General features: G+C 57.4%; 22 protein-coding genes. 16 read left to right on the top strand and 6 right to left on the bottom strand.

Annotation, left to right across the window (positions count from 1 at the left end):
* The first annotated feature begins 12 nt into the window (after positions 1–12).
* From FEM03_RS17585 to FEM03_RS17565, 5 genes are all read left to right on the top strand, one after another.
* The gene (locus FEM03_RS17585) at positions 13–636 is read left to right on the top strand and encodes an OmpA family protein (protein ID WP_138087600.1); all 624 of its coding nucleotides are present in this window, start codon (positions 13–15) and stop codon (positions 634–636) included.
* Between the two features lie 577 nt (positions 637–1,213).
* On the top strand, positions 1,214–1,474 hold the full coding sequence (locus FEM03_RS17580) for a type II toxin-antitoxin system Phd/YefM family antitoxin (protein WP_138087599.1): 261 nt from the start codon (positions 1,214–1,216) through the stop codon (positions 1,472–1,474).
* Complete coding sequence (locus FEM03_RS17575) at positions 1,465–1,893, top strand: PIN domain-containing protein (RefSeq protein ID WP_138087598.1); 429 nt, start codon at positions 1,465–1,467, stop codon at positions 1,891–1,893. Before FEM03_RS17580 ends, FEM03_RS17575 begins: the two co-directional genes overlap by 10 nt.
* Before the next feature lie 109 nt (positions 1,894–2,002).
* Positions 2,003–2,197, top strand: a complete 195-nt coding sequence (locus FEM03_RS17570; protein WP_138087597.1) for a hypothetical protein — start codon at positions 2,003–2,005, stop codon at positions 2,195–2,197.
* A 3-nt stretch (positions 2,198–2,200) separates the two neighbouring features.
* The gene (locus tag FEM03_RS17565) at positions 2,201–2,605 is read left to right on the top strand and encodes a transposase (protein ID WP_138087596.1); all 405 of its coding nucleotides are present in this window, start codon (positions 2,201–2,203) and stop codon (positions 2,603–2,605) included.
* A 70-nt stretch (positions 2,606–2,675) separates the two neighbouring features.
* On the opposite strand, the gene uvrA is transcribed toward FEM03_RS17565, so the two are convergent.
* A complete protein-coding gene (gene uvrA / locus FEM03_RS17560) occupies positions 2,676–8,468 on the bottom strand; it encodes an excinuclease ABC subunit UvrA (protein ID WP_138087595.1) in 5,793 nt (1,930 codons plus the stop codon).
* 105 nt (positions 8,469–8,573) lie between these two features.
* Here uvrA and FEM03_RS17555 point away from each other — a divergent pair, with 105 nt between their 5' ends.
* From FEM03_RS17555 to creB, 5 genes are all read left to right on the top strand, one after another.
* Positions 8,574–9,476, top strand: coding sequence for a hypothetical protein (locus tag FEM03_RS17555; protein ID WP_240772825.1), 903 nt, complete (start codon positions 8,574–8,576; stop codon positions 9,474–9,476).
* 117 nt (positions 9,477–9,593) lie between these two features.
* A complete protein-coding gene (locus FEM03_RS25665; protein ID WP_138087594.1) occupies positions 9,594–10,802 on the top strand; it encodes an inner membrane CreD family protein in 1,209 nt (402 codons plus the stop codon).
* Complete coding sequence (locus FEM03_RS17545) at positions 10,799–11,266, top strand: hypothetical protein (RefSeq protein WP_138087593.1); 468 nt, start codon at positions 10,799–10,801, stop codon at positions 11,264–11,266. The genes FEM03_RS25665 and FEM03_RS17545 overlap by 4 nt, the downstream gene beginning before the upstream one ends.
* A gap of 54 nt (positions 11,267–11,320) precedes the next feature.
* Positions 11,321–11,740 (top strand): hypothetical protein, encoded by a 420-nt coding sequence (locus tag FEM03_RS17540; protein ID WP_138087592.1) that lies wholly within the window; start codon positions 11,321–11,323, stop codon positions 11,738–11,740.
* An 89-nt stretch (positions 11,741–11,829) separates the two neighbouring features.
* Positions 11,830–12,552, top strand: a complete 723-nt coding sequence (gene creB, locus FEM03_RS17535; RefSeq protein WP_206171059.1) for a two-component system response regulator CreB — start codon at positions 11,830–11,832, stop codon at positions 12,550–12,552.
* 150 nt (positions 12,553–12,702) lie between these two features.
* Here the strand turns inward: creB and FEM03_RS17530 are convergent, their stop codons facing one another.
* Positions 12,703–14,316 (bottom strand): right-handed parallel beta-helix repeat-containing protein, encoded by a 1,614-nt coding sequence (locus FEM03_RS17530; RefSeq protein ID WP_138087590.1) that lies wholly within the window; start codon positions 14,314–14,316, stop codon positions 12,703–12,705.
* Positions 14,317–14,347: 31 nt separating this feature from the next.
* Here FEM03_RS17530 and creC point away from each other — a divergent pair, with 31 nt between their 5' ends.
* A complete protein-coding gene (gene creC, locus FEM03_RS17525; RefSeq protein ID WP_166442949.1) occupies positions 14,348–15,802 on the top strand; it encodes a two-component system sensor histidine kinase CreC in 1,455 nt (484 codons plus the stop codon).
* A gap of 177 nt (positions 15,803–15,979) precedes the next feature.
* On the opposite strand, the gene FEM03_RS17520 is transcribed toward creC, so the two are convergent.
* Positions 15,980–16,213: a hypothetical protein gene (locus tag FEM03_RS17520; RefSeq protein WP_138087588.1), complete on the bottom strand. Its 234-nt coding sequence runs from the start codon at positions 16,211–16,213 to the stop codon at positions 15,980–15,982.
* Positions 16,214–16,395: 182 nt separating this feature from the next.
* On the opposite strand from FEM03_RS17520, the gene FEM03_RS17515 reads away from it, so the two are divergent.
* Positions 16,396–17,709, top strand: coding sequence for a bifunctional UDP-3-O-[3-hydroxymyristoyl] N-acetylglucosamine deacetylase/3-hydroxyacyl-ACP dehydratase (locus FEM03_RS17515; protein ID WP_138087587.1), 1,314 nt, complete (start codon positions 16,396–16,398; stop codon positions 17,707–17,709).
* A 41-nt stretch (positions 17,710–17,750) separates the two neighbouring features.
* A complete protein-coding gene (gene lpxA, locus FEM03_RS17510; RefSeq protein ID WP_138087586.1) occupies positions 17,751–18,530 on the top strand; it encodes an acyl-ACP--UDP-N-acetylglucosamine O-acyltransferase in 780 nt (259 codons plus the stop codon).
* A gap of 39 nt (positions 18,531–18,569) precedes the next feature.
* Here lpxA and FEM03_RS17505 read toward each other — a convergent pair whose 3' ends face one another.
* Both FEM03_RS17505 and FEM03_RS17500 read right to left on the bottom strand, forming a co-directional pair.
* Positions 18,570–19,847: a Gfo/Idh/MocA family protein gene (locus FEM03_RS17505; protein WP_138087585.1), complete on the bottom strand. Its 1,278-nt coding sequence runs from the start codon at positions 19,845–19,847 to the stop codon at positions 18,570–18,572.
* A gap of 186 nt (positions 19,848–20,033) precedes the next feature.
* Positions 20,034–22,787 (bottom strand): DUF7133 domain-containing protein, encoded by a 2,754-nt coding sequence (locus tag FEM03_RS17500; RefSeq protein ID WP_138087584.1) that lies wholly within the window; start codon positions 22,785–22,787, stop codon positions 20,034–20,036.
* 100 nt (positions 22,788–22,887) lie between these two features.
* Between FEM03_RS17500 and FEM03_RS17495 the strand changes: the two genes are divergently transcribed.
* From FEM03_RS17495 to FEM03_RS17485, 3 genes are all read left to right on the top strand, one after another.
* Positions 22,888–24,147, top strand: coding sequence for an outer membrane protein assembly factor BamB family protein (locus tag FEM03_RS17495; protein ID WP_166442948.1), 1,260 nt, complete (start codon positions 22,888–22,890; stop codon positions 24,145–24,147).
* A gap of 135 nt (positions 24,148–24,282) precedes the next feature.
* Positions 24,283–25,179: a hypothetical protein gene (locus FEM03_RS17490; RefSeq protein ID WP_138087582.1), complete on the top strand. Its 897-nt coding sequence runs from the start codon at positions 24,283–24,285 to the stop codon at positions 25,177–25,179.
* A 113-nt stretch (positions 25,180–25,292) separates the two neighbouring features.
* A complete protein-coding gene (locus tag FEM03_RS17485; RefSeq protein WP_206171058.1) occupies positions 25,293–26,285 on the top strand; it encodes a TIM barrel protein in 993 nt (330 codons plus the stop codon).
* Between the two features lie 93 nt (positions 26,286–26,378).
* On the opposite strand, the gene FEM03_RS17480 is transcribed toward FEM03_RS17485, so the two are convergent.
* Positions 26,379–26,744 carry a hypothetical protein gene (locus FEM03_RS17480; protein ID WP_138087581.1) on the bottom strand — a complete coding sequence of 122 codons (366 nt, stop codon included), beginning with the start codon at positions 26,742–26,744 and terminating at the stop codon, positions 26,379–26,381.
* Between the last annotated feature and the right edge of the window lie 203 nt (positions 26,745–26,947).

The raw sequence follows: 26,947 nt of genomic DNA, 5'->3' as shown, positions 1-26,947 counted from the left end.
AACCCATTTCGAATGATGAAACTAAAATTGCTTACTTATGGTGCCGCGATGACTTTTTTCGGTGTTTGCGGAACGATGTCGACATTGGAGGCCCAGGGGTCGGACGACGCGGTGACGGCAAAAGAGCTTGAGGTGAAACAAAAGGAGATCGAGCTCGAAAAGGCCAAGCTGGATAATCAAAAGGCGGAACTGCTGGCATTGGAAAAGGCGAAGGTGGAACTGGCCAAGAAGGAGCTGGAACTGGAGAAGGCGCGGATGGATTTGGCGGTGAAAGAGACTGACAGTGAGCTGCAGATGCAGTTGTCGGGAGATGTGCTGTTTGACACGAACAAGGCAGTTCTGAAGGAGGATGCGCAGGCGAAGTTGAAGCAGGTGGGGCTGATCCTGGCGGCCTATCCGGAGGGTGCGGTGACGGTGACCGGACATACCGATTCCCGTGGTGAGGCGGAGACGAATATGGAACTGGCGGAGGAGCGTGCGGAAGCGGTGAAAGTGTGGTTGATGAATCAGTCGGGACTAAAGGATGAACGCATCAAGGTGAAAGCGATGGGTGAGGAGGTTCCGGTGGCGTCAAACGAGACGGCGGATGGACGTCAGCAGAACCGCAGGGTGGAGATTGCGGTGAACAAAGGGTGAGGAGTGAGGAGTGGGGTGGGGCGTTGAAGTTTAATTGGCTTCAACGCCCAAGTGCACGGCGAGCCATAGGGCGTCCGAAGAGCTGCTTTCGACGCAAAGCTTTTGATGTTTTGGGATGGTGAGATGGCCGCCTAGGCGGAGGCCTATGGTCTCACCGGATTCGAAGGTGAGGACGGCGTGGCCACGTAGCAGGGTGACCCATTCGTCCGAAGGTTGGTCATACTAGAAGCCAGGCGGACTGGCGGCGTTGTAGGAGACGATCGTTCGATGGTAACGCCGCCGGAATGGAGGAGGGGTTCGGTGAGCTTGCTGTGTGGAGAAATGCGCGGGGAGGCGAAGAGGTTAAAGACAGTGGGCATTTTAGGAAATGAGTTGGGTGGAGGGAGCAATGCGAATTTAACGATTTGCTACCAATTTGTGATGAATTGGTAGCAAATCGTTTCAAGAATGGCAGGCGCAAGTTTGGGCCAGGAGGTGATACGCCAAGATCGGCGGAAGGATATTGGGTATTAGGACGAGTCAGGATCTGATGGATACTTGATTGCATTTCGTAATTGTGTAGATTACATAGTTACGTATGGAGACGGTTATCAGTTCCACGGAGGCGGCGCGGCATTTGGGGGATTACCTTGCCCGCATCAAATACAAGGGAGAGCGATTTATATTGACCCGAAATGACCGGCCAGTGGCTGAATTGTCTCCGGTTTCCGGAAGTCATGTTGCCACATGGGGACAGTTACGTCATGCGCTTGCGGGGTTGCCGATTGATTCATCGTTTGCAGATGATTTGGAGAAAGTGAACCTGTCTGACCAGTTGCCGGTGAATCCATGGGATTGATTCTGGACACTTCTGCTCTAATTTCGTTGGAGCGTATGCTGGCACGCGGGCTTCAATCCGATCTTCCTGACGATGAGGAGATCGCTCTGCCAGCGATTGTTTGGGCTGAGGCTTTGACGGGGGTTCGTCTTGCGGATTCACCCATTCGTGCTGCGCAACGTCGAGCGCGTCTCGAAGTTTTACGACGGACGTTGGAAGTGCAACCGTTTACAGCGGAGATGGCCGAACATTATGCTGACATTTTTGCGGAGTTGAGTGAGGCGGGAACGATGATTCCGCAAAACGATCTTACGGTGGCGGCCACGGCGCGGACTTTGGGTTTCGGTGTGCTGGTCGGGCCGAAGGATGAAGTGCATTTCCGGAAGGTGGAGGGGTTGGTGGTGCGGGTGTTGGGGGTGCGGGTGTTGGGGGTGGGATGAGGGTTTTTCTTTGTGCTTGTGTTTTGATGGGGAAGGTTTAGGAGGAGGGACATTTTTTGTCCCTCTCTTTTTGAGATGAGAGGGACAGGAATGTCCCTCCTCCTATCCGATGAGCGAGTTCCTAAACCCCTTTGATGAAGTTGATCGACATGGGTCGCAGCTGCCGCATTGGCAGCGGGATGGGGTGATGCAGTTTGTGACGTTCAGACTCGGGGATGCGATGCCGCAGGAGAAGTTACGGGTTTGGAAAAGGGAACGGGAGATTTGGTTGGGTCTTCATCCAAAGCCGTGGACGCCGGAGTAGGAGGTGGAGTATCATCGGCGGTTTACTGCACGACTGGAAGAGTGGCTGGATGAGGGGATGGGGTGTTGTCTTTTTGATGAAGAAGCGAATCGGGAGATTTTAGAGGAGGTGATGATGCGGTTTCAGGGGACGCGGGTGGAGCATCAGGCGTGGGTGATCATGCCGAATCATGTGCATGCGTTGTTCGTTCCGCGTGAGCCTTTGCCGGGGTTGATTAAGGTTTGGAAGGGCGTGTCGGCGAGGAGCATTCGTCGGGGGAGTATCTGGCAGGAGAATTATCGGGATACGATGATTCGTGATGAGGGGCATTTTGCCCGGGTGGTGAGTTATATTCGGAGGAATCCGAGAGGGCTTGGGGTGGGGAGGTTTACGTTGTGGGAGGCGGAGCGGGCGAAAACGGTGGTTTGAGACTGGAGGAGGGACATTTTTGTCCCTCGGGGGGGTTGGGGTGATGAGAGGGACAGGAATGTCCCTCCTCCTAGAGCATTGCTTTAAGAAATGGGGCGGTGTGGCTGGTTTTGGATTGGGCGACTTTTTCGGGGGGGCCTTGGGCGACGATTTGTCCGCCGCGTTCGCCGGCTTCGGGGCCGATGTCGATGATGTTGTCGGCTTCAGCGATGACGTTCAACTCGTGCTCGATGACGACGACGGTGTGGCCTTCGTCGACGAGACGATGGAGGATGTCGATGAGTCGGGCGACGTCGTTGGCGTGGAGGCCGATGGTGGGTTCTTCGATGAGATAGAGGTTGCGCTTGGTGGTTTTGAGGCCGCGCATTTTGTCGGTGATGGTGCGGCCCTGGCCGGCCTGAAGTTCGGTGACGAGTTTGAGGCGTTGGGATTCGCCGCCGCTTAGGGTGGGGCTCGGTTGGCCGAGTTGCAGGTATCCGACGCCGGTGTCGGCGAGGAGTTGCAAAGGACGGGCGATTTTGGGCAGGCTGGAGAAAAATTCGGCGGCTTCGGTGATGCTCATTTTGAGGACTTCGCCGATGTTTTTGCTGTTGTAGGTGACTTCCATGGTGGCGGCGTTGAAGCGCAGGCCGTTGCAGGTTTCGCAGTGGACGCGGGTGCTGGGGAGGAAGTTCATCTCGACTTTGATTTCGCCGTTGCCCTGGCAGGATTCGCAGCGTCCGCCTTCGGTGTTGAAGGAGAATCGGCCGGGACCGAAACCGCGGGCGCGGGCGGTGGGGAGTTGGGCGAAAAGTTTACGGATGTCGTCGAGGACGCCGACATAAGTGGCGGGGCAGGATCGGGAGGTTTTGCCGATGGGGGATTGGTCGACTTCGTAGACGGAGGCAAGATTCTCTGAGCCTGTGAGATTGGTATTTTTTGATTTAGGTTTGGCCTTGGTGGGTTTTGCCAAAGCTTCTTTGACGGCGGGGTGGAGGGCGGCGCGCATGAGGGTGCTTTTGCCGGAGCCGCTGACGCCGGTGAGGACGGTGAGTCGGGCGAGGGGGATTTTTAGGGTGAGGTTCTTGAGGTTGTTGTTGTTGGCGTTTTCAAGAGTTAGCCAGGCGTCGGGGGCGTTGGGTTTGGGGAGGGGGCGGCGTTTGCCATGAAGGGGGTGGATCATGGGCTCGCGCAGGGCTTTGCCGGTAACGCTGGTTTTGTGTTTGAGGATGTGGGCGAGGTTGCCTTGGGCGATGATTTCGCCGCCGTATCGGCCGGCACCGGGGCCGAGGTCGAGGATGGTGTCGGCAGCGCGCATGGTTTCTTCGTCGTGCTCGACGACGAGCAGGGAGTTGCCTTTGTCGCGCAGAGCGAGGAGGGTGTTGAGGAGTCGTTGGTTGTCGCGGGGGTGGAGGCCGATGGTGGGTTCGTCGAGGACGTAGAGGACGCCGCGCAGGTTGGAGCCAAGTTGGGCGGAGAGGCGGATGCGTTGGGCTTCGCCGCCGGAGAGGGTGTCGGCGCTGCGTCCGAGCTGGAGGTAACCGAGGCCGACTTCCTGCATGAAGTGGAGGCGTTGTTTGATTTCGGTGAGGATGTCGCGGGTGATTTCGGCTTCGGTGCCGGTGAAGGTGAGGGTGGCGATGAGGGCGGCTGCGCGTTCGGCGGAGAGGGTGGCGAGGTCGCCGATGGCGAGGGGGGATTGGGGTGAAGGAGGTGTGTTGGCTGATTTCTTTTTGGTGACGGACAGGATGTCCGTCTCACGCACCGACTGGAAGTCCGTGTCACGCTTGAGGCGGACGCTGCGGGCGATGCGGTTGAGGCGGGAGCCGTGACAGGTGGGGCAGGGTTCCGTGGAGTGGTCGGCGCTGTCGAATTTGCGTTCTTCTTCGAGTTCGGCTTCGAGTTGGGAGATGTCGTCGCGTTTTTGGTCGCTGCCGGGGTTGGAGGTGATGACGCCGAATCCGCGGCAGTCGGTGCACCATCCGTGAGGGGAGTTGAAGGAGAAGAGTCGGGGGTCGAGTTCTTCGAAGGACATGCTGCACTGGGGGCAGCTCATCTGGGTGTTGAGGATGTGGATGGACTGGTCGGGGAGGCGCAGTTTGAGGGTGCCTTTGCCGAGCTTGAGGGCGCGTTCGATGATGGGGCGCAGGGTGTGGATGTCGATGTTTTTGGAGGTTTGGGCAACGACGGCGTCGATGGTGTGTTCTTTGAAACGTTCGAGTTTTTGGAAGTTGGCGGTGTCTTTGAATTTGCCGTCGACGAGGAGGGTTTCGATGCCTTGTTTGGCGGCGGCTTCGGCGATGTCGGTGTGGAAGCCTTTGCGGGCTTTGATGAGCGGGGCGAGGATGTGGACGAGGTGGGTTTTGGCTTCCTTGGCGACGAGGTTGACGATGGCGTTGACGCTTTGTTTTTCGACGGGGATGTGGCAGTCGGGACAGTATTGGGTGCCGACTTTGGAGAAGAGGAGGCGGAGGAAGTGGTAGATTTCGGTGACGGTGGCGACGGTGGATTTGCCGGAGCCGCGCGAGACGCGTTGTTCAATAGCGACGGTGGGGGGGACGCCGGTGATGAGGTCGACATCGGGTTTTTCCATCTGCTCGACAAAGGTGCGGGCGTAGACGGACATGGAGTCGAGGAAGCGGCGCTGGCCCTCGGCGAAGATGAGATCAAAAGCGAGGGAGGATTTGCCGGAGCCGCTGAGGCCGGTGACGACGACGAGTTCGTCGCGGGGAATGTTGACGGAGATGTTTTTGAGGTTGTGTTCGCGGGCGCCGCTGACGGAGATGGAGTTGAGAGTTGAGAGTTGGGGGTTGAGAGTCTGAGGGCGATATTTGGCGGGTTGTTCGCGAAAAGTGGCGGATGGGTTGAGGAGTTCGGTGAGATATTTTCCGGTCCAGGAGGTTTGAGATTGGGCGATGAGTTCGGGGGGGCCGACGGCGACGAGTTCGCCGCCTGCGGAGCCGGCTTCGGGGCCGAGGTCGATGACCCAGTCGGCGCATTTGATGACTTCGAGGTTGTGCTCGATGACGAGGATACTGTGGCCTTCGTTGGTGAGGCGCTGGAGCAGTTTTACGAGGAGGGCGATGTCGTCGAAGTGGAGACCGGTGGTGGGTTCGTCGAGGAGGAAGAGGGTGGTGTTTTGCTCGGAACTGGGTTCGAGGAGATGACCAATGAGTTTGAGGCGCTGGGCTTCGCCGCCGGAGAGGGTGTTGAGGGGTTGGCCGAGACGGAGATAGCTGAGTCCGGCTTCAGTGAGGAGATGGAGGGGGGCGAGGATGGATTGGAGTTTGCGGTCGAAGGGGGAGGGTTTGGGCTGTGGATGGCTCCGCACTTGAGCTCCCTGCCGGACAGGCAGAATGCCTGTCCCACCCACAGGCTGCAAGCCTGTGTCACTGGTAAGGGAACTGAAAAATTCGATGGCGTCTTCGATGGTGAGGTTGAGGACGTCGTGGATGTTTTTGCCGTTGAGCTGGTATTTTAGGGCGTGGGTTTGGTAACGTTTGCCTTCGCATTCGGGGCAGCTGACGTAGAGGTCGCTGAGGAATTGCATCTCGATTTTTTCGAAGCCGTTGCCCATGCAGCGCTCGCAGCGTCCGTTGCCGCTGTTGAAGGAGAAAAAGCCGGGGGTGAGGTTGTCGGCTTTGCCGTCGGGGGTTTCGGCGAAGAGTTGCCTGATGAGGTCGAAGGCACCGATGTAGACGGCGGGGGTGCTGCGGGGGGTGCGGGCGAGGGGGGATTGGTCGACCATGACGATGGTGCCGACCTTGTCGATCCCGTCGATGGATTTGACCTTGCCGGGTTCGTCTTCGGTGGCTTCGCCGCGCTGGCGGAGGAGGTTATTGTAGAGGACGTCGTGGATGAGGGTGGATTTGCCGGAGCCGGAGACGCCGGTGACGGCGCAGAGGAGGCCGAGGGGGATGTCGACGTTAAGGTTTTTGAGGTTGTTTTGTCTGGCACCTTTGATGCGGATGTGCTGGCCGGGTTTGGGCTGGCGGCGGGTGGTGGGAACGGGGATGGTTTTGATGCCGTAGAGGTAGTCGCCGGTGAGGGAGGAGAAGGTGGGAGTGAGGTCGCGGGCTTTGGGTTTTTTGGAAGATAAGGCTCGGGACGAGCCTTCTACTTTGGTGTGCAGGTCGGTGAGGGGGCCGTGGAAGACGAGGTGGCCGCCTTTTTCGCCGCGACCGGGGCCGATTTCGATGAGGTTGTCGGCGGCGCGCATGACGGCTTCTTCGTGTTCGACGACGAGGAGGGTGTTGCCTTTGTCGCGGAGGCCTTCCATGACACCGATGAGTTTGCCGATGTCGCGGGGATGGAGGCCGATGGAAGGTTCGTCGAGGACGAAGAGGGTGTTGACCAATGACGCACCGAGACAGGTGGTGAGGTTGACGCGCTGGAGTTCGCCGCCGGAGAGAGTGCGGGTTTGGCGGTCGAGATTGAGGTAGGTGAGGCCGGCGCGTTCCATGTAGCTGAGGCGCGAGACGATTTCATCGCGCAACATGCGGGCGGCTTTGTCGGAGTCGATGATTGGGAGGGTTTCGAAATAAGGGAGAAGTTCGCTGACGGGGAGTTGCCAGAGGTCGTGCAGGGTTTTGCCTTCGACGTTGAAGAAGGAGGCTTCGATTTTGAGTCGGGAACCGAGGCAGTCGGGGCATTCGGTGTAGGCGCGGTAGCGGCTGAGGAAGATGCGGACGTGCATCTTGTAGGCGCGGGATTCCTGCCATTTGAAGAAGCCGCGGATGCCATACCATTCACCGTTGCGATAGGCTTCTTCGGGATCGGAGTTGTCGCCTTCGATGAGCCATTGGCGGTCTTCCTTGGTGTAGTCTTCGAAGGGGAGGTTGAGGTCGATATGACGGGCTTTGGCGCACTTGACGAGGTCCTGCTGGCATTCGGCGTAGGTGTCGCCGGTGAAGGCTTTGACCAGTCCTTCGTTGATGCTGAGGGATTCATCGGGCATGGCCTTGGTGAGGTCGAGCGCGAGGGTGCGTCCGAAACCCCGGCAGGTGGGGCAGGCTCCGACGGGGTTGTTAAAGGAGAAGAGGCCGGGGGTGGGGGCGGGCAGTTTGAGGTCGCAGTGGGCGCAGTGCCAGGTGGTGCTGAAAGATTTGAGATCCAAGATTTGAGATTTGAGATCGGTGAGGGCGATGGCGACGGTGCCTTTGCCGAAATGGAGGGCGACTTCGAGAGCTTCGATGAGGCGGGGTTTGTTGGTGGGGGCGAGCTGGATGCGGTCCTGGATGACCTGGACCTGGGCGGGGAGTTTCTTTTTGAAGGATTGGGGTTCGTCGGTGCGGATGACTTCGCCGAACAGGAGGACGCGGGTGTAACCCTGGCTTTGAAGGAAGGTGAAGAAGTCGGCGGTGTTGGTGTCGGAAGGGACGGGAATGGCGAAGGTGATGAGGGCGGTGGTGTCGGCGTGGTGGTGGAGGAGGTCGTGCTGGATGGAGTCGGGGGTGTCGGGCTGGACGGGGCGCTGGCAGCTGGGGCAGGTGGCTTTGGCGAGCCGGGGGAAGAGCATTTTGAGGTAGTCGTTCAGCTCGGTGATGGTGCCGACGGTGGAACGGGTGGAGCGGATGTTGTTGACCTGCTCGATGGCGATGGCGGGGGGGATGCCGTGGATGGCGTCGACCTTTGGTTTGTCCATGCGCTCAAAAAACTGACGCGTGTAGGGGGAGAAGGTTTCGACGTAGCGGCGCTGGCCTTCGGCGTAGATGGTGTCGAAGGCGAGGGAGGATTTGCCGGAGCCGGAGGGGCCGGTGACGACGTTGAGCTGGTAGAGGGGGATGTCGAGGTCGAAGCCTTTGAGGTTGTTTTGATGGACGCCGCGGACCTGGATGATGTTGGCGGGTGGGCTGGGCTTTGAGGAAAGTGGGCGGCGGGACATGGGTGTGGGCGTGAACCTAGAGATACGTTTGCGGTGTGCAATGAGGGGGTTGGGATTTGTGTTTTGTGAGGTTGCGTTGAGGAGGGTTTGGGGTTTGTTCGAGGAATGATGAAGCCGCTTCTTTCCATTGTGTTTCTGGGTTTTTTCGCGTCGCTCGTGGAGGGGCGGGAATTTCGTGAGTTGACGAATCTGGAGGGGAGGAAGATCAAGGCGGAGTTGCTGGATCTGACGCCGGAGGGGGTGCTGAAGGGGGTGTTTAACTTGAAGCCGTTTGAGATCGCGCTGGATCAGTTGTCGGAGGAGGACCGGGTATGGCTTAAAAAATGGGATGCGGAGAAGAAGCTGGGCAAGGACGCGGCCTATTATGACCGGTTGATATTTGAGGATGATTTTTCAGGCGAGGGGTTTGGTCCGAAGTGGGGTCATTACAAGAGCAATAGTGTGGTGAAGGACGGGGTTTTGGTGGGGATCACGGGGGTGGGATCGGATCATGCGGCGGTGGACAACATCAAGTTTGAAGGGGAGCAGGATTTGGAGGTGTCGGTGAAGTTCAAGTTTGTGAGTGCGGAGGCGAAGCGGTTTGATATCTGGTTTGATGACAAGGATTTTAAGGGGGCGCACGCGGGACATGTTTGTCAGGTGTCGGTATCGCCGACGCAGGTGCAGGTGATGGATGCGAAGGAGGGGATGTTCCGCAATGATTTGAATGCGAAGCGCAAAGCGCCGGAGGGGTTCAGTGCGGAGGAGAAAAAGTATCTGGAGACGAAGGTGGTGAGGTGGCCGGTGAAGGTGACCTTGAATGAATGGCACACGCTGGTGGCGCGGACGAAGGGGGATGAGGTGACGGTGACTTTGAACGGGGATGAGGTGGGAGTGTTCAAGTCGGAGGGGGTGGCGCATGAGACGAAGTCATTGGTGAGTTTGACGACAAATCTGGTGGATGTGCATTATGATGATTTCTCGGTAAAGGCAGGGGGAGGGGATGGAAAAGTGAAAAGTGAAAAGTGAAAAGTGAAAAGTGGGGTGAGCTGACTGAAGTTCTTTTCACGGGGAATTCATCGGGGCTTCATGAAGGGTTCATGGAGGGCGGACAGAATGAGGTTGTTATTATTGAACCTCATTTTGATGCTTATGAAACTTGGACGGATGATTGCGATTGGTGTGGTGTTTTGGGTGGTCACGTTTGCGTGGCTTTTGCTGGGGGTGCGGATGAGTGCGCGATCGGCAATCGCGAAGGATGAGATGGGCAACGAGGTCCGCGAGGTTTGGGGGCCGGGGCTGGTGCAGGGGCATGTGGAAGTGTCGGGGATGGTTCAGGGCTCGGATGTGGTGAGGTTGGAGTCGACGCAGGTAGAGGTGGATTTGAAATATCGTCCGCAGAAGCGCGGTTTGCTATGGCACCGGACTTATGATGTGGCGTTTGGATTGAAAGGCGTGGTGGCGAACGGCAGTGAGTCGGCGCAGAATGTGCGGTTGAAGCTGGTGCTGCCGGAGGGGAACACGAGTTATGACCAGTTCAAGTTCCGCGTGGGCGAGGAGACGGAGACGCGGGTTGCGGCGAAGAACGGGGTGGTGGAGACTTCGGTGATGATTCCGGCAAAGTCAGAACTGCCGCTGGAAATTGGGTATGTGGCGCGGGGGATGGATAGTTGGAGTTATGCGTTTGGAACCGATGTGAGATTGCGGGATTTTGGGCTGAAGATGCGCACGGATTTTGAGGAGATCAGCTTTCCTGTGGGGTCGAGTTCGCCGACATTGCGGACGCCAGCGGCGGAAGGGGAGGGATGGTTGCTGGAGTGGCGTTATGAGGATGTGCTGGCGGCGCGGGGGATTGCGATGGAGATGCCGGGGGTGGTCAATGCGGGTCCGGTAGTGGCGCGGATCACCTATTTTGCGCCGTTGTCGTTGTTACTATTTTTTGGGGTGGTGATGGTGGTGGGAATGCTGCGAGGGGTGGATCTGCATCCGGTGCAGTATGGTCTGGTGGCAGCAGGGTTCTTTGCGTTTCACGCGTTGCTTGGATATCTGGTGGATGTGATGCCGTTGGGATGGAGTTTTGTGATCGCGACTCTGGTTTCGCTGGCTTTGGCGAGCGGGTATTTGTATCTGGTGAAAGGGAAGGCGTTGGCGGGTCCGGCGTCGGCAGCGCAGTTGGTGTATCTGGTGTTGTTCAGTTACAGCTTTTTCTTTGAAGGATTCACCGGGTTAACGTTGACGGTGATCGGGGTGGCGACACTTGCAGGGTTGATGTGGGCGACGGCGAGGGTGGATTGGGATGGGGTGGTGGGGAGCGGTCGGAGTATGTGGATTGGTGGGAGAAAGGAGGAGGCGTGAAAAAGGTTTTTTCTTGTTTTGTCATCATAGGTTTCATTTTTCTGGGGCCCATTTCCTGCGCCGTTCATTTGATTTTGATCGGTCATGATATCGAGCGAATTGGTGCGAAGCTTGACCAATATGGTGAGGCGGATTGGTCGCTGATGTTTAAAGAGGCGGCCCGTTGGCATCAACAGCTTCTGAGTGATGGCACATCGTTTGGTGAAAGAGTGAAGTCCGTCCAGATGTCAAAGGGGGTGGAGAAAATGGGATTTCCAGCGGTCGTTTTTTACGAAGAAGGATTTGTGTTCAACCGAAGTATCAGCGGAGGCCCAGGAGTTCGCGTAGATGTTTTAGTTCATCCGAAAAATGATGGAGAGCCATCATGGCAAGTTATTAGAAAACGAGGGGTGTATTATTCCTCCACGCGTGGTCGCATAACTCCACAGTATGTTTATCTGGATGAGGATGGAGCTCTAGATTAGAAGAAGAGCGAGTGATTCGTTTTGGCTATGGAGAAGTTCTTTATCTGGAATTATATGAAAATTTACCTGCGCATTATTCTTGGCATGCTGTTGATCCTTTCTCCTGTGTTCTGGTATGGATATCAATTAGGACAGTATGAGCAAGGGGCGAAGAATATTGCGATGCATCTGTCGAGCATGTCTGATGACGATTGGTCGAAGGTATATGATACCGGAGAGTCGTTGTATAAGAAGCTGATTATTGAATCACGTAATGATCATGCTGTTGTTCCAGTTGATAAGTTGCCGCCTGACTTGAAGGCGTTGGGGTTTGATGGTGCTACTTTGGAGTCGGATGGCCTCTATTTCAGTATCGGGGGCGGACACATGCTCAACTCAGCTTCTGTAAGAATCATTATTTTTCCGCCGGAAGGGGAAACGCAAAGAGTCGAAATAAATGGGTGGAGAGAGTTGCGAACTTGGAATCGAGATTAATCTTTATGGATTCGAAGCGTTTGCTTTTAGACACGGCTATTTTTTATTCGGTGGGTAGCGAAATCAGAGATGAAGTTTGTATTATGAATGTGAATCAATCACCGCGGGTTTTGATTGTTGAGGATGAGCCGTCGATAGCGGATAATATTCTGTATTCGCTGGAGTCGGAGGGGTTTGTGGCGAAGGTGGTGGGGACGGGGGCGGAGGCGTTGCGGGTGATGGTTGATGAGGATTTCTCTTTGTTGATTCTCGACGTGGGATTGCCGGACATGTCAGGGTTTGAGGTTTGCCGGAAGTTGCAGGGGTTGAGTGATGTTCCGGTGATTTTTCTGACGGCACGGAATACGGAGGTGGACCGGGTGGTGGGGCTGGAGATTGGGGGGGATGATTATTTGTGCAAACCGTTTAGCCCGCGTGAGTTGACGGCTCGGGTGAGGGCGGTGTTAAGGAGATATAACGGCAATGGGAAGGCGCGTGTTGATGGGGTGGAGCTGTCGGAAGGTGCGTTGGTGGTGAAGCCGGTGGAGGTGGATGAGGGAAGGTGTTTGATCCGTTATTTTGGATCGGCGTTGCCGCTATCGGCTTATGAGTTCCGGCTTTTGAAAACGATGGCGAAACATCCGGGGCGGGTGTATTCGCGGTCGCAGTTGATGGAGTGTGCGAGTGATGAGCCGGATGCGGCGATGGAGCGCACGGTGGATGCGCATGTGAAGTCCTTGCGCGCGAAGATGAAGGCGGTGAAGGAGGGGGTGGAGCCGATTGTGACGCATCGGGGCTTGGGGTATTCGTTGGCGGAGGTTTGGGAGGGGTGAGGGGGTGTTTCAACCACGAATGGACACGAATTCACACGAATGATAAGGCAGACCGACGGAACGCCGGTGGTCCGATGATGGGAGGGATGGCCGATGAAACATCGGCGCTCCATGGAACTGAGCCGACGTGACGTCGGCAGAAGAAATGCGTCAACGCCATTCGGAGGCGCCCATGTCGGGGGATTTGCCTTTGAAGGTGGTTGGTTGGGTGTCGGGGAGCTTGCCTTTGAAAAGGATGGAGAGGTCGGTGCCGGTGTCGATGGCGGCTTCGAGGGGTTGATCGATTGGGGCAGGGGGCTGGATGAGGTTGTGATCAGAAATTTGAAGGTCGTCGGGAAGGCCTTTACTGCGGGATTTGTAGATGCCTTCCTTGGTGAGGATGAGGTTGTTGATGAAGTGCCAGTTCGGGGTGGTGAATTTTTCGGTGGGTTTGTGGATGAGGATGCTGACGGCAGGGTTTTTGCCGGTGATGGTGTTGTGATAGAGGAAGCCCTCGGCGGGGGAGGAGTCCATGCTGAACCAGATGTTGAAGGGGGAGCCGTCGATGAGCTGGTTGTGATGGATGAAGACGGGTCCGATGCGGGGGGTTTTGAAACGGAGGCCTCCGTGGGTGCGCCGCAGGGTGTTGTGGTGGACGTTGACGTTGATGCAGCCGCCGCCGAGTTCGATGGCGGAGTCGCGGGTGTTTTCGATGAGGTTGTGGGCGATTTCAGTGTCGCGTCCGTGGTCGGGGTTGGTCAGGGGTTTGCCGAGGGTTTCAACGGAGTAGTCGCCGACATTGATGCCGTCAAAGACGCGGTCGATGTTGTTGAGGAGGATGCGGTTGGCGGTGCCGGCGCGGAAAAGGTTGATGGCGACGCGGTCGTAGTAGCCGGTGTCTTTGTGGATGCGCCAGATTTCGTAGTTGGGTTTGTCGTCGGTGAGGGGAGGCTGCCATTCTTCGAGGGCACCGCGGGTGATTTGATTGTTGTGGATGGTGCAGCGCGAGGTGTTGTTAGTGAGCAGGATGCCGGTTTCTTCGTAGCTGGTGATCTGGCATTTTTCGATGGTGGAATCGGTGCTGTTTTGAAGATGGATGGAGGTGGCGGAGTGACGGAGGCTGAGATCTTTTATCTGGACGTTTTGGGTGTTTTCGATGGTGATGAGAGGGGCGTCGTTGGGGACGATGGCGAGATTGGTGTCGGAAGGAGTGACGTTGTCGGGGAGGCGGAGATAGATGAGTTTTTCTCTGGGGTGGTAGATATAAAGGGCGCGGATTTGGGTGAACTGGCTGAGGGGCGGGCCGTTTTTGAGAAGAGTTTGCCAGTGCCAGTCGCCGGGTTTTTGGGCGCGGTCGAAGTCGAGGGCGGCGATAAATTTGTCTTGGAAGAGGAGTCCGGCGGGTCGGTGTTTGCAGGGGGTGGTGTAGACGTGGGGGAGATCGGGGGCGGGTGTCCAGGGGGTGGTGATGGGTTTGGAACCGTCGAGTATGGCACCGGGTTGGCCGAGGAGGGTGAGGGGTTTGTTGATGGTGATGGTTTCGAAGTAAATGCCAGGTGCGAGGATGAGAGTGTCGCGGGGGTTGGCGGCATCAATGGCGGGTTGAAGGATTTTGGTTTTTGAAGAGGTGGATGGCCTGAGTCGGATTTCATCGGCACGGAGGCAGGTGCTGAGAGTGATGAGGAGGACTAGGAACAGGTGGAGGCGCATGGACGGGGTAGGTTTTTTGTGAAGTTGAGATTGCGTGGGATGGGAGAAACGGGGAGGCTGGGCGGAAGGTTTCATGAAGTGGCTGGCTTTTTACTTCAGATTGGTGATGCACTTTATCAACACGGCGTCGCTGACGTCGCGGTTGCTGGCGGGGTTTACCTTGATTGCAGGGATGGGATTTTGGTTGATGATGGACAAGGTGTTGGATCGGGTGGAGAGGCAGTATCTGGAGGCGGCGGAGGAGGGGATGGTGGACATGGCGAACCTGCTGGCGGAGCTGCTGGAGCGGGATCTGGGGCCAGGGGGAAATTTTGATCCGAAGGTGTTGGAGGAAGCGTTTGTGGGGGTGAAGGGGAGGGTGTTGGAGGCGCGAATCTATTCTTTGGTGAAGACCGAAGTGGATCTTGAAGTGTATGTGACGGACGCGGACGGGCGGGTGTTGTTCGATTCGATGCACCCGGAGCAGGTGGGCGATGTGCGGTCGATGCGGGATGTGTTGTTGACGTTAAAAGGCATGTATGGAGCGAGGTCGACGCGATGGAACGAGGAGGACAAGAACTCGTCGATGCTGTTTGTCGGGGCGCCGATTTTTGTGGAGGAGAGGATTGTGGGGGTGGTGAGTTTGGGTAAGCCGCAGAAGAACGTTTTTATGTTTCGGGATGAGACGAAGGAGTGGTTGAAGCGGACGATTGGGAGTTTGGTTTTGGCGATGATGATGGGGTCGTTTTTGCTGGCGCGGTGGACGACGCGTCCGATTCGTCGGCTGACGGATTACGCGCGGGCGATTACGAGGGGGGAGCGACCGCGTTTGCCGGGGTTGCATGGGAGCGAGATGAAGACGTTGGGCGGGGCGTTTGAGTCGATGAGGGATGTGTTGGAGAACCGGGAGTCAGTGGAGCATTATGTGCAGACGTTGACGCATGAGTTGAAGAGTCCGGTGGCGGCGATTCGCGGGGCATCGGAGTTGTTGCAGGAAGGCGAGATGAACGAGGCGCAGCGGCAGAAGTTTTTGCGGAATATTCAGCTGGAGTCGTTGCGATTGCAGGATTTGTTGGATCGTCTGTTGAAGCTGACGGCGCTGGAGAAGCAGAAATTTTTAGAGTCGGCGATGGAGGTCGATTTAAGTGCGGTGGCGCGCGAGGTGTGTGAGCATTTCACGGCGGTGGCGGAGCAGCGTCAGTTGCGGGTGAAGTGCGAGATTGAGGACGGATTGAAAGTGTTTGGGGAGGCGTTTTTGTTGCACACGGCGTTGAGCAATCTGGTGCAGAATGCGGTGGATTTTTCGCCGGATGGTGGAGTGGTGTTGGTGAGATTGAAGCGCGATGACGAGGAGCGCTGGGTGAGGTTTTTGGTGGAGGATGAGGGACCGGGGATGCCGGATTATGCGGCGTCGCGGATTTTTGAGAGGTTTTATTCGCTGCCGAGGCCGGGAACAGGGAAGAAGAGCAGCGGGTTGGGATTGTGTTTTGTGAAGGAGGCGGCGGCGCTGCACGGAGGAACGGTGGTGATCCGGAATCGTGGGAGTGGGGGTGTGAGGGCGGTGTTTGCGGTGCCGGGGTAGGAAGAAAAGGCGAAAGGCGAAAGGCGGAAGGCGGAAGGCGGAAAGGTAAAGTGAGATGGGCAACTTAGCGATTCCTTGATGTGGGATTGACAAACCTGGTTCTGAGACCGACGGCACGTCGGTGGTCCGATGCGAAGTAAAAACTCGCGGTCCTTTGAGGGGAAGCCAAAGCCAGTTTTACCAAAACCAGGCGAGCAGGGCTGCGATCACGATGAGAGTGAGAGACATCCAGTGCCAGTGGTCAATGATGTTTTGCACGCAGGCGCGGGATTCCTGGTCCATGGGGGATTCGCCGACGCGGGAGTTTTCGGAAAGACGATCCTGGCCGGTTTTGATCAGTTCAAAGAAGCTTACGACGGCATGGCCCACGTAGTAGACGGCCTTGATGAGGATGGAGGCTGGATCGGGCATGGTTGACCGGGAGTGACCAGGAGGCCTTGGATCGGAGATTAGTCTACCTGCGAGTGGTGGGAATGGCAAGGTGGAGACGTGATGACAAAAGGGCAATGAGCAGGACGAAATGCCACTTCGCGGTCAAGGGGGGTGGATGATGCGCTTGACTCGGAGGTTGAGGCGGTTAAGGGAATCGGTTCATGTCTGACCGTCAACACACTCTGGCTAAAGCGGCTTCTCTCGAAGGCACTTCGTTGCATACTGGCGAAAAGGTTACGCTGACCCTGCAACCGGCACCTGCGGGGTTTGGGATCAAGTTCCGCCGGGTCGATATGGAGGACAAGCCGTTCATTGAGGCTTCCGTGGATAAGGTGCAGAAAGTGGAGCGGTCGACGACGATTGCTGAAGGCGGCGTGATTGTGCATACGGTGGAGCATGTGCTGTCGGCGTTGACAGGGATGGGGATTGACAATGCGATTGTGGAGATGGACGCGAATGAGCCGCCGATCGCGGATGGGAGTTCTCTGCCATTTGTGGAACTGATCAAGAAGGCCGGTCGGGTGGAGCAGGCGGAGTTGAGGTCGGTCTTTGAAGTGCGCGAGCCGATGCATCTGGAGTCACGCGATGGCAGTTTGTTGACGATTGTGCCGGACAAAAAGTTTCGGATCTCCTGCACGCATGTGGGTCCGGGTGGGAGGACGACGCAGTTTTATTCGACGGAGATTAATCCCGAGACTTATGAAAAGGAGATTGCTCCGGCGCGGACTTTTGTTTTTTACGAGGACATTGCGCCGTTGCTGGAGAAAGGGCTGATCAAGGGGGGGACGCTGGAGAGTGCGGTGGTGATCCGTGGGGATTCGGCGTTGAGCAAACATCCGATGCGGTTTGATGAGGAGTTTGTGAGGCACAAAATCCTCGATATCGTGGGTGATTTGACATTGTTTGGAAAACGCATCATGGGCCACGTGATTGCGGTGCGTCCGGGGCATGGTCCGAACACGGAGCTGGCGCGGAAGTTGAAGAAATCGTATGAAGAAATGCGGTCGATGGTGCCGGTGCCGGTGAGCATTCCGCATGGGGAGGCGGTGTTGGGGATCAATGAGATCATGAAGATTCTGCCGCATCGTTATCCATTCCTTTTGGTGGATCGCATTGTGGGTTTTGAGGGCGAGACGAAGTGCACAGGAGTGAAGAACGTGACGATCAATGAGCCGTTTTTCCAGGGGCATTTCCCGGGTCATCCGATCATGCCGGGCGTGTTGCAGTTGGAGGCGATGGCGCAGGTGGCGTCGATCCTGTTGCTGCGGGCACCGGAGAATCAGGGCAAGATTGGTTATTTCATGAGCGCGGACAATGTGAAGTGGCGCCGGCCGGTTTTGCCGGGGGACATCCTGTTTATCGAGACGGAGATGTTGAAAGTGAAACGTTCGATTGGTCAGGCAAAGGGACGCTGCATCGTGAACGGTCAGGTGGTGAGCGAGGCGGACTTGATGTTTAGCTTGGTGAACATGTGAGGTCGGCGAATGGTGATGGTTTGACTGATTACTAACTGACTATGGCTTCGCAAATTCATGCTACGGCGATTGTTCACCCGGACGCGGTGATTGGGGAGGACGTGGTCGTGGGGCCGTATTGTGTGATTGGTGAAGGGGTGAGAATTGGGGATGGTTGCACGCTGCAGAATCACGTGACGATTTGTGGGCCGTCGGTGATTGGTGAGAGAAATCAGTTTTTCTCCTTTACCAGCATCGGTCAGCGGACGCAGGATCTGAAGTATGCGGGGGAGCCGACTTATCTTGAGGTGGGCGATGACAATGTGTTTCGTGAGTTTTGCACGGTGAATCGCGGGACCTTGCCAGGAACGAAAACGATCGTGGGGAGCCATAATCATTTTTTATCTTACTGCCACATCGCGCATGACTGTGTGGTGGGGAATCATGTGATTTTCTCGAACAATGGGACGCTGGCGGGGCATGTGATCGTGGAGGATCACGTCATTCTTGGGGGGCTGACGGCGGTGCATCAGTTTTGTCGATTAGGTAAACATTCGATCACCGGTGGGTGTTCGAAGATTGTGCAGGACTGCATGCCGTTTACCATTGCGGATGGGAATCCGGCGAGGACGCGGAGCATCAATCAGGTGGGCTTGCAGAGGAATGGATATGGGGACGATCAGGTGGCGGCGATCCGCAAGGCATATAAGACTTTTTTCAGGAGCAAGCTGAACATGGCGCAGGCGGTGGAGAGGTTGAAGTCCGAGGGCGGGATGACGGCGGAGGTGGCGCACATGGTGGCTTTTGTTGAAGGTAGCCAGCGGGGGATGGTGGGATCTTAGAAAGGATAAAGGATAAGGGATAAGGGATAAAGACTCAAGCTATGCTGGGAGCTTCCATTGGTCGCCGTCGCGCATGGGGCGGGTGAGGAAGGTGTTGGCTTCGGGGTCGGAGTCGAAGGTTTCGGTTTGGGGATTGTAGGTGAGGGGGCGGTTGAGTTGGGCGGAAAGGCTGGCGAGGTGACAGATGGTGGCGGCGCGTTGGGCAGATTCGGAGTTGGCGGCGACGGGACCGCGGGTTTGGACGGCGTCGATAAAATTGCGGAAGTGATGTTTGGAGACGAGGAGTTGGGTGTCGGTGTCTTTGAGTTTGGTGCGCAGGATGTCGAGGTTGCTGGCTTTGAGGGTTTCGTTTTCGGTGAAAATCCAGCCTTCGGTGCCGATGAATTTGGTGCCGTAGGTGGCTTTGTCGTCGGTGGTGAAGAGGGTGATGCGCGGTCCGCCGTGGTATTGGAGTTCGATGTGGTATTGCTCGGGGGCGTCGTAAAGGCTGGAGTTGCGGCGGGTGACTTTGGTGGCGTGAACGTGGGTGGGGGAGGTGTGGTCCATTCCGGCGCCCCATTGGCCAACGTCGGCGAAGTGCGCGCCCCAGTCGGTGATGTAGCCGGGAGAGTAGTCGTTGATCCAGCGGAAGTTGAAGTGGCAGCGGGCGGCGGTGTAGGGTCGGTCGGGGGCGCTGCCGAGCCATTGGGCGTAGTCGAAGTGGGCGGGGATGGGTTCGGATTTTTCCTGGCCGGTGAAGCCGCCGCGGATGGCGAAGGTGCCGGGGACGCCGAGTTGGATTTCTTTGAGTTCGCCAATGTAGCCGTTGCGGACGAATTCGCAGGCCATGCGAACTTTCATGTTGGATCGACGCCAGGTGCCGCATTGGAGGATGCGTTGGTGTTTTTGCACGGCGTTGCAGATGGCGCGGCCTTCGGTAATGCTGGCTCCGAGGGGTTTTTCTGAGTAGAGGTCTTTGCCGGCCTGGGCGGCGGCGATGGCAATGTGGGCGTGCCAGTGGTCGGGGGTGGCGTTCATCACGGCGTCGATGCCGGGTCGGGCGAGGGCTTCCCCATAATTGGTGAAGCAATCGGCGGGGGTGAGGCCGGTTTTGGCCATGGCGCGTTCGCGGTGTTTGGCGTCAACGTCGCAGAGGGTGGTGATCTGCACGCGTTCGTCGGCGAGGAAGTTGCCGAGGTTGCTAATGCCCTGTCCGCCGAGTCCGATGCAGGCGAGGTTGATGCGGGAGTTGGGGGCGGTGGCTCCGGCGCGGCCGAGGGTGGAGGAGCCGAGGATGAGGGGGAAGGTGGATTTGAGGAAGTGACGGCGAGAGGGCATGGTGGTGGGAAGTCGGAGGTCGGAGGTCGGAAGTCGGAAGTCGGAAGTCGGAAGTCGGGAGTGGGCAAGGGGGCGCGGCCGGTGGGAAGAGGGTAGGAGGGAAGGTTGGCGGTGGGGAGGATTGTTGACGTGGAGTGCGGCGAGACAGGCAAAATGCCTGTCACACCCACAGGCTGCAAGCCTGTGTCACAGGGATTTGATGTAGAGGATGAGGGACTGGATTTGGGATTCGGTGAGGATGCCGTTGTAGATGGGCATGCCGGCGTCGAATTTTTCGTAGCCTTTGATGACTTTGGCGTTGGGGTCGATGATGGATTCGTGGAGATAGGGGGCGTCGGCTTTGACTTTGGTTTTGCCGTCTTTGAGGAGGCGTTCGCTGCCATACAGGCCTTTCCAGCTGGGGCCGACTTTTCCGACGACACTGCCGTCGATGCTGTGACAGGCGATGCAACCGGTCATTTCAGCGAGGCGTTTGCCTTGTTCGAGGGTGGGTTTTTCTTCGGTGACGGCGGCGACGGGTTGTTTGGGGGTGAGATCGATTTGGATGTCGCCGAAGTTTTCCTTGATAGGGTCGAAGGGTTGGAGTTTGGCGGGGGTGAAGTAGGCGCTGTTTTGGGCGGGGAGTCCGTCGGCCCCTTTGATGCCCCAGCCGACGCGCATTTGCATGACGGGTTTCATGTCGGGGATGCCGAGGAAGAGGCTAAGTTTGTCGGTGGAGAGGTAGGCGCTGCTGGGTTGCATCCATTCCTGGCCGGGGGTGCCGTCGAGCTTGAGGTGGGGGGAGCCGTATTTTGGGGTGCGCTGATAGTTCCAGCGTTCGATGCTGTAGCTGGCGAGGTCGGCGGCGGTGGTGGGGTCGAGAGGAAGATTGAAACGAAGGAGGACGCCTTTGTCGGTGGGGCTAAGGTCTTTGAGGAGAAGTCGGGGTTTGCCAGTGTAACGGATGCGTGCGAGGCCGCTGATGGGTTTGGCGGTGGTGCCCCAGACTTGAAAGCCGGTGATGTAGAGCTGGCCGTCGGCGGGGTTGACGATGCCGTTGAGAGGCGGGAGGTCGAGGTCGCGGCTGAAGGGGACGACGGTGGCGCGGGTAGGGTTGGCGGGATCATCGAGGAGGACGCGGAAGAGTTCGGGTCGATTGTAGCCGATGTGGATGCATTCGTCGTTGAGAGGGCCCATGTTGGCTCCGGTGAGCCAGACCTGGGAGGCACCGGAGGGATTGACCGGATGGGGGATCCAGGCGAGCGGTTCGGCGATGGGGGCGGGGTATTTTTCTTCGGGGAGGAGGTCGCTGAGAAAGCCGTAGTATTGGTTGTCCTTGAGGATGTGGAAGGGGGTGGAGGGGACGTAGTTGCCTTGCTGGTCGCTGGCGGTGACAAGTCCGGTTTTGGGGTGGACGCCGATGAAGGGCTGGCGCAGGCCGTGGGCGATGGTGGTGTAGGATTTGCCGTCGGGGGCAATTCGAAGGACGCTGCCGTTGTCTTTGCCGATGGTGGTGCCTTGCTGGCCGCCTTTGGCAAGGTAGAGGGCGCCATCGGGGCCGAGTTTCATGCTGTTGGGGAACTCGCGGGTTTCGGCGGTTTGGGTGAAGAGGTTGCAGAACATTTCGTGGGTGTCGGCTTCGCCGTCGCCGTTTTGATCGAGGATTTTCCAGATGCCGTTGCGGTCGAAGACGAAGAGGTCTTTGTCGCGGGCGACGATGGACATGGGTTCGTGGAGGCCGGAGGTGTAGCGTTTCCAGGTGACGTCTTTGAGGTCGCCTTTGAGGCCGGAGATGAGCCAGATGTCGCCGTCGAAGGTGACGCCGGCGGCGTTGCCGTTGTTGTCCAGGAAGGTGAGGTCGGCGAGGCGGACTTTGCGGTGCCAAGGGTTGTCGTTGGGGAGGGGGATGGAGTCGGTGACGTAGGCGGCGTCGGAGGATGGGGCGAGGGTGGCGGTGGTGGTGAGGGGGCTTGGGGTGGACCAAAGGGGGGCTGCGCTGAAAGGGTCTTTTTGTTTAGAGTTAGACTTGGCAGGATGGTCTGGTTTGCTGTGTAAGGCAATCAACTCCAACAAGACATGCTGGGTGGCAGTGGAAGGAGGAACGAAGACATAATAAGTGCCGTCTGGCGCACATTTTAGGACAGCTTTTTCAAGAGTAGTTCCTTCGGGAGAATCCGTGCCAACCGATAAAGCTAGAGTAGAATTATCATCTGGAGAGGTGTTGCCTAGAAGAAACACCGAGTCACTCAGATCTGGGCTTAGCAGGTTGGGTATTTTCCCGAGAACCAGCGCTAACGATTTTTCATGAGGGGCAATTGTAAAAAGAGTGGTGATACCCGGGACTAAGTCAGTTTTTCTTGGCGCTGCATCAATATCGATATCAATACCGGCCAGACTAATGGTGAACGAAACACCCTTCGAATCGTAGCGTAGGGCCGTGAGCTTGCCATTTTGACTAGATAAAGGGCCGCGGCCGATTTCTTCTGGAGTGAAGGGCGCGGGGCGGGGGTCGGTGAAGGTGGGAGTGTCGGTTTCGGATTGGAGCACCTGCCAGCCGGGGTAGATGCCGTTGGTGAGGAGGATTTTGCCTTGGGGGACGGGGAGGTGTTCCTGGCCGTCTTTGGTTTTTTGTCCGGCGATTTGATAGGAGCCGGGGGCGAGGGCGTTGAGGGTGGTGGGGGGCTTTCCTTCTTCGGACTGCCAGATGCAGGCGATGCGGAGGAGGTCGGTGTCAAAACAAGCCCAGAGGTTGTGGCCGAGGTTGAGGATGATGCCGCGCGGGGTGAGATTGTTTTTGGCGTGGGGTTCGCCGAGGTGGCGGGCGTCGAGAACGGAGGAGAAGAAGGGGAAGTCGGGTTCGATCCAGGGAGTGGTGTCGACTTTGGCTTTGAGGTCGTCCTTGGCGGGGGCGCAGGAGATGAAGGTGGCAGAAAGGAGGAGGGCGATAGCAGCACGACGCATGAGGAGAAAACAGCAGATGGGGAGGGGGTCTGTCAAACTTTGCGGTGGTTGATATGAAAGGATGATAAGACGGCGGAAAAAGAGACGTTTGATTCGGCGCATGAATTTTGACCGACTGCTCTTGGGATTGTTGATGGGAACGCTGACGGCGGGAGGACTGAATGCTGAGGAGTGGTCGAGATTTCGCGGTCCGAACGGGTCGGGGGTGGCGGAGGTGAAGGATGTGCCGGTGAAGCTGGATGATGGGACGCTTGCCTGGAGTGCGTCGGTCGGCAAAGGGTGGTCGTCGCCGGTGTTGTGGGAGGGGAAGGTGTATCTGACCGCAGAGGCGTCGGATTCAAAACGGTTGGTGAAGTGCCTGGATGCTTTGGATGGAAGTCTGCTTTGGTCGTATGAGCTGCCCTATAAAGAACACAAACAGCATCATTTTAATACTTTCGCTTCGTCGACGCCGTTTGTGAATGAGGCGGGGGTGTTTGTGAACTGGACGAATGGGGAGACGGTGGAGGCGCTGGCCCTGAATCATGAAGGGAAGCTGTTGTGGAGACGGGAAAATTTGTCGGCTTATGTGCACGAGCATGGGTCGGGCAGTTCGGCCTTGGTGGTGGACGGGGTGATGGTGGTGAGGTGTGAGTTTCAGGGTCCGGAGAATGTCATTCTCGGATTGGATGCGAAGACGGGGGAGACAAAGTGGAAGTTGCCGGTGGAGACTTCGAAAAACACTTACAGCACGCCGGTGGTGCGTGAGACGTCGAAGGGACGCGAGGTGATGATGGCGAATGAGGCCAATGGATTTTTTGGAGTGGATGTGGTGTCGGGCAAGATGAACTGGCAGCACAATCCGGGGTATAAGCAGCGCAGTGTGGGATCGTTTGGTTTTGACGGGAAACGGTTGTTTGGGACGATGGGGTCGGGTGGGGGCGGCAAGGAGAGTGCGCTGCTGGATTTTTCGGCGGGCGGGGACAAGCCGGTTGAGGGGTATAAGCTGACGGCGGGGATTCCCTATGTGCCGACGCCGTTGGTGGTGGATGGGTTGATGTATCTGTTGGGGGACGGGGGAATTTTTAAGTGTGTGGATTTTGCCACGGGGGAGCAGATTTATGAGGAACGGCTGACGGGCAAGGGCGGGAGCAGCACGAAGTTTTTCTCGAGTCCGGTGGCGGCGGATGGGAAGATCTATTGTTGTTCGCAGCGGGGTGAGGTGCTGGTGCTGAAGGCGGGGAAGGTTTTTGAGGTGCTGGAGGTGAGTGAGTTGGGGGAGGCGATCAATGCGACGCCGGCATTGGAGGAGGGAAGGATTTATGTGAGATCCGGGGAGGAGTTGAAGGTGTTTGGGAAGAAGGCGAAGGTGAAGGGCTGAGGGGTGTGGGTTGACTGTCAAGGAGGGTGGGCAGGGGTAGACGTTGGGCTCCGGCGAAAGCGGTGCGTAGCACCGCAGTCCAAATGTGAGTTTTGGCTTTTCCTGAAGCTCGGGAGGTTTTAGGGTGGAGGCCTCATGAGGTTTGCGAATGGTTTATTTTTGCTGTTGTTGATGGTGGCTGCTGCGGTTCCGGTGCGGGCAGATGTTCATGCGCTGAGGAGGGAGCTTGACCGGTCTTATTCGGCCTGGCGCGAAGCGATGGCGACGAAGAACTTTTCTGGATGGCAGCAGACCACGGCGGCGCACCGGCAGATGTCGATTCGCAATTTGATTGTGAGTCAGCAGCAGCCTTTTCCTGCGGCGCTTTTTGCGGTGCCGATGAAACCACCAGAGACGGCACCTCTGCGATTTGTTGAGGTGCAGCAAAACGGCGAGACGGCGTCGCTGGTGTATTTTGGCAAGGTGGACCTGGGGATCGCGGACGCGGCGGAGATTCCGGAGAACTTGTTGTTTTTGAGGTTTGTGAGGGAGGCTTCGGGCTGGAAGTTTGATACAACGAGCTTGATCAATCTGGAGCCGCAGCCAGATGTGCGGGCGGTGCTGAAAGGGGGCGGGAAGCCGGGGTTGTTGAGCGATCCAGATTTGTTGCCGACGGGAGTGGTGCCACCGGTGGCGAAACCTTGTCCGAAGCCGGACCGGATCGGGGTGTTGCAGGTGGCTTCGTTTGGTTATGAAACGAGGGCGGTGGTGAACGGCTTTGATGTGGCGTCGGTGACGGACAATGCGGAGGAGCACATCATCATTGGAGGATTGCGCGACGGGGTGAATCCGCTGGTGCTGGATTTGAAGGAGGTGCCGTTGCCGCCGGGAGCTCCGGCCGATGCTGAACGGGTGGTGAGGGTCAGTGCGCTGGTGCTGACGGGCGAGGAGAAGCGTCCGGCAATTGAGGTTTTTGAGTGGAAACCGACAGCGCAACCGGGGGCGGGGACGCAGAATTTGGTGATCCATGTGAGCAAGATCACGCTGCGTTAGTGATTTGAATTTTAAGCGTGCTTTTCGCGGGCGGCTCTTTATGCTCGTTGCTCGAATTCGAAACCCAATTCCATTACATCATGGCAAATACTCTTCCTAAACTGCACAACGCAATGTGGCCTGGTCTCGTCGGCAAGGAACCGGATACGGATCATCCACCGATCAGCCTGGAGCGCATGCTCGAATTGACCGTGGCCGCCGAGGTGGATGGTCAAAAATTTGAGGGGGTGGACTTGTTTTTGTTTCATCCGCACACCGATCCTGACGCAACCGACGATCAGCTCAAGAGCATGGCGGACAAGATTGCGGGTCACGGGTTGAATGTGGGTTCGTTGGTGGCGCCGATCTGGCCAGGCACGGTGGGCGATACGGCGTTTGGTGATGCCGAGCAGCGCAAAAAATTTGTGCTGGCGGTCGAGAAGGCCTGCCGCATTGGCAAGATTTTGAATGAGCACGGCGTGCGCAAGTATGGGGTGATCCGTATTGACACGGCGGGTGGTCCGGGAGCTTTTGCAGAAGACGAGGCAGGCAATTTGCAGCGTGCATCGGAGACCTTCCGTGAGGCGGGTGCGGTGGCCGAAAGCTACGGTGAGCGTCTGGCGGCTGAAGGCGAAATTTGCTGGGGCGGGATGCATTCGTGGAGAACGATGCTGAAGCTGCTTGAGGCAACCGGACTGCCGAAGACGGTGGGCTTCCAGGCTGACTTGGCGCATACCTATTTGTATCTGCTTGGCTACAACGCGCCGGAAGATGCGTTGCTGCAGCCGGGTTATTCACAGGCGGAGTTTGACGCCGCTTACACGACGATGACCGATGCTTTGCGTCCCTGGACGATTGATTTCCACGTCGCACAGAATGATGGATCGGTGCATGGCACGGGTTCGCACGACCGCACGGGTCGCCATTGCGTGGCGGATGATCCAAATGGCAAACTGGACATCACGGCGGCCTCCGGCTACTGGCTGAAGGATGCAGCGGAGCGTGGCATTCAGCACATTTGCTGGGATGGTTGCATGTTCCCGAATGCGGTTTTGGAGGATGCGAAGACCTGGAACACCATTCTCGCAGCGATGATCAAGGTGCGCGAGGCGCATGGTTGGAGCTGATCAGTTTCGAGTAACGCGTTAACAAAACAGCGGCACGGACAAAGGTCCGGTGCCGCTGTTTTTCGTTGGGGGATCGATTAAGGTAGGGGTCGATTAATCCGCAATGATGATGCGGTTCACGACGCGAGTTTCGCCCTCGGTGGCGTATTGAACGCTGACGGGAACGCCGACTTTAACGCGGGTGCGGACTTGTTCTTCGGTGAGAGTCTGGCCGGATTTGGTCACGTAGGTGACGGATTGGCCGTAGCGGTAGTTCATGGGGCCGGAGGTTTCTTTCACGATGAAGGTTTTGCCGGGGGAGTATTCGTGAAGGGTGCCGGTAGAGGTCTGTGTGGTAGTTGTGGTGGTGGTGCCGCCAGCGCCATCAGTGGTGGTTGTGGTTTCCTCGGTGGTGGTGGTTTGGGCGAGGGAGATGCCGGTGCTGAGAGCAAGGGCGAGGAGGGTGGTGGTGAGCTTCATGGTGTATTTAGGTTGGCAGTTTTTTTGTGGCTTATTGGACCGCGTCGTGCGACCGGTCATCACTGAACGGATCGAGTGAATGGGGATGATTGGCGGTCACCTGAGGCCGAACTAGGGGGCTTGCCTGAGCTTGACGGGGGCAGGAGATTCTCCGTTCAGCAATGGAATCCGCTGGTTGCAATGTGTGGGGGATTCATCGAATG

The organism is Phragmitibacter flavus, assembly GCF_005780165.1.
Classification (GTDB): domain Bacteria; phylum Verrucomicrobiota; class Verrucomicrobiia; order Verrucomicrobiales; family Verrucomicrobiaceae; genus Phragmitibacter; species Phragmitibacter flavus.
This window is presented reverse-complemented; position numbering and strand designations above follow the sequence as displayed.